The organism is Pseudomonas sp. SED1, assembly GCF_034044025.1.
Taxonomy (GTDB): Bacteria; Pseudomonadota; Gammaproteobacteria; order Pseudomonadales; family Pseudomonadaceae; genus Aquipseudomonas.
Window position 1 is genome coordinate 24,561 of the sequence record NZ_JAXCIS010000057.1, and the last position, 3,465, is coordinate 28,025.

The 3,465-nt window shown below is 61.2% G+C and carries 2 protein-coding genes; both read left to right on the forward strand.

Annotation, left to right across the window (positions count from 1 at the left end; all coding sequences use genetic code 11):
- The first annotated feature begins 335 nt into the window (after window positions 1–335).
- Entirely contained in the window at window positions 336–1,487 is a 1,152-nt protein-coding gene (gene macA, locus SNL23_RS08285) for a macrolide transporter subunit MacA (protein WP_318301993.1), read from the forward strand.
- 3 nt (window positions 1,488–1,490) lie between these two features.
- On the forward strand, window positions 1,491–3,449 hold the full coding sequence (locus tag SNL23_RS08290) for a MacB family efflux pump subunit (RefSeq protein WP_076016696.1): 1,959 nt from the start codon (window positions 1,491–1,493) through the stop codon (window positions 3,447–3,449).
- Window positions 3,450–3,465 lie beyond the last annotated feature (16 nt).

A 3,465-nucleotide genomic window follows, 5' to 3' on the forward strand; every position in this document is an offset into this window, starting at 1 on the left:
GGGCTTTTGATGGTGTACATATCCGTTGCTGCGGTAACGGCCACTTAGGGTTCCGCTCTTACAGCGGGTCACTTTTGGCAAACGCCTGTAGGAGCGAGCTTGCTCGCGAAAAACCTGAGGGCGCCGCGTTCATTCAGGATGCCAACGTCATCGTTAACGACCTTCGCGAGCAAGCCCGCTCCCACATTTGGACCGTGCCCGCTTTTGATCTCAGGCGCCCCGTTAAACCACGCTGGCCGCTGTAAGAGCGGAACCCATATCAGCCGTTACCCAAAAAACGGATATGTACTTCGAGCCAAAAGCCGGACCCATTTCAACCCCTCTTATGGTCATTTATGGAAAAGTCAAAGTATCGAAAAGCAGGATTGGCCCTGGTGTTGACCGTCGCAGCGGGCCTGATTATCTACACCGTGCAGGCCCCGGCAGACGCGCCGCAATACCTGACCGCCACCGCCGAACGCAGTGACATCGAAAACGCCGTCCTGGCCACCGGCTTGCTCGAAGGCGTCAAGCAGGTCGACGTCGGTGCCCAGGTCTCCGGCCAGCTCAAATCCTTGAAGGTAAAGGTCGGCGACAAGGTCAAGAAGGGCCAATGGCTCGCCGAAATCGACCCGTTGATCCTGCAAAACACCCTGCGCAAAGCCGAGGTCGACGAAGAAAACCTTCAGGCCCAACGCCGCGCCACCGCGGCTCAACTCAAGGAAACCAAATCCGTCTACGAGCGCTACCAGGGCCTGCAAGAGGACGAATCCGTGTCCCGCCAGGACTTCGAAACCGCCGAGTCCAACTACGAGGTACAGCGCGCCAATCTGATGTCCCTCGACGCCCAGATCAAAAGCGCCCACATCCAGATCGACACCGCCAAGATCAACCTGGCCTACACCCGCATCGTCGCGCCGATCGACGGCGATGTGGTGGGCATCGTGACTCAGGAAGGCCAAACCGTGATCGCCAGCCAACTGGCGCCGGTCCTGCTTAAGCTGGCAGACCTGGACACCATGACCGTCAAGGCCCAGGTCTCCGAGGCCGACGTGATCCACATCAGCCCCGGCCAGCAGGTGTATTTCACCATCCTCGGCGAGGCCGACAAACGCTACTACGCCAAACTGCGCGGCACTGAACCGGCCCCGCAAAACTTCCTCGAAACCCAGACCGCCGGCACCCCAAAACAAAACACCGCGGTGTTCTATAACGCGCTGTTCGACGTACCCAACCCCGACCACCGCCTGCGCATCGCCATGACCGCCCAGGTGCGGATCGTGCTCGACACCGCCAAGGCCGCACTGACCGTGCCGGTGGCCGCACTCGGCCCGCGCAATGCCGACGGCAGCTTCCCGGTGCGGGTGCTGGACGCCAAGGGCAAGGCCAACACGCGACAGGTGAAGACCGGCATCAACAACAACGTCAAGGTGCAGATCCTTGATGGCCTGGCCGAAGGCGACAAGGTGGTGATCGGTGATCCATCGCCCGCCGTGGCGGGGGGCTGATTGATGACTCAGCCACTGCTGGAGCTTAAAGGCATCGTCCGCAGTTTCATGGCCGGTGACCGCGAGTTCATTGCCCTCAAGGGCATCGACCTGACCATCAATGCCGGAGAAATGGTCGCGATCACCGGGGCCTCGGGCTCGGGTAAATCGACCCTGATGAACATTCTCGGCGGCCTCGACTACGCCACCGCCGGCAGCTACAAGATCAATGGCATCGAAACCCGCACCCTGGGGGATGAGCAACTGGCCGAACTGCGCCGCGACTACTTCGGTTTTATCTTTCAGCGTTACCACCTGCTTGCGCATCTGAGCGCGTTGCATAACGTGGAAATGCCGGCGATTTATGCCGGTACGCCGGAAACCGCCAGGCATAGCCGCGCCGGAGAGTTGTTGGCTCGCCTGGGTTTGTCGGGGCACTTGACCCATCGTCCGAGCCAGCTTTCCGGCGGCCAGCAACAGCGGGTGAGTATCGCCCGGGCCTTGATGAACGGCGGCGAAGTGATCCTCGCCGATGAACCTACCGGGGCCCTCGACACCCACAGCGGCAAGGAAGTGATGCGCATCCTGGCCGAGCTGCACGCCGCCGGGCACACCGTGATCATCGTCACCCACGACCCGAAAGTCGCGGCGAATGCCCAGCGGATCATTGAGGTGCGCGATGGCGAGATCGTCAGTGACCGCGCCAATGAGAGCGTCGGCCTCGACCTGCCCACCGAAGCGCCCATCGAGCCCAAGCGCAGCGGTGCGCGCAAGTTGGTGGCCAGCCTCGGGCTGTTCAAGGAGGCCTTCAACATGGCCTGGGTTGCGCTGATTTCCCATCGCATGCGCACCTTGCTGACCATGCTCGGCATCGTCATCGGCATTACCTCGGTGGTGTCGATCTCGGCCATCGGTGAAGGCGCGAAGCGCTATGTGCTCAAGGACATCCAGGCCATTGGCAGCAACACCATCGACATCTTCCCCGGCAAGAGTTTCGGCGACAGCCGCGCCTCGGCCATCGAGACATTGTTGCCGTCGGATGTGGAGGCGCTGAACCAGCTGTATTACGTCGACAGCGCCACACCGGTGGTGGGGCGCAACCTGTTATTGCGTTACGGCAACATCGACCTGGATGCCCAGGTCAATGGCGTCAGCGACCGCTACTTCCAGGTCAAGGGCCTGAAGCTCGAAGCCGGGATTACCTTCAGCGAAAGCGACGCCCGACGCCAGGCCCAGGTGGTGGTGATCGACCACAATACGCGCCATCGGTTGTTCGGGCCCGGGGTGGATCCGTTGGGCCAGGTGATCCTGGTGGGCAGCCTGCCGTGCACGGTGATCGGGGTGACGGCGGACAACAAAAACATGTTTGCCGCCAGCAAGGCGCTGAACGTGTGGGTGCCGTATGAGACGGCCGCGGGGCGGCTGTTGGGCCAGCGCCATCTGGACAGCATCACCGTGCGTATCAAGGACGGCCAGCCGAGCAAAGTGGTGGAAGAGAACGTCACCAAGCTGATGTTGCAGCGCCACGGCACCAAGGATTTCTTCACCAACAACCTCGACAGCATCATGCAGACGGTGCAGAAAACCAGCCGCTCCCTGGCGTTGCTGCTGTCGTTGATCGCGGTGATTTCGTTGCTGGTGGGGGGCATCGGGGTGATGAATATCATGCTGGTGTCGGTGACCGAGCGCACCCGTGAGATCGGGATTCGCATGGCGGTGGGCGCGCGGCAATCGGATATTCGCCAGCAGTTCCTGGTGGAAGCGGTGATGGTCTGCCTGATTGGCGGGATGATCGGCATTTCGCTGTCATTCGCCATCGGCTATCTGTTTTCGTTGTTTGTGAAAGAGTGGGAAATGGTGTTTTCCCTGGGGTCGGTGGTGACGGCGTTTGCGTGTTCAACGTTGATCGGGATTGTGTTCGGGTTTGTGCCGGCGAGGAATGCGGCGCGGTTGGATCCGATCGAGGCCCTGGCCCGGGATTAAGCCGGGTAGAGATCAA

Bases quoted from the DNA above. Each gene is read 5' to 3' on its own strand.
- SNL23_RS08290 (WP_076016696.1), top strand. From the start codon at position 1,491: ATGACTCAGCCACTGCTGGAGCTTAAAGGCATCGTCCGCAGTTTCATG.
- macA (WP_318301993.1), top strand. From the start codon at position 336: ATGGAAAAGTCAAAGTATCGAAAAGCAGGATTGGCCCTGGTGTTGACC.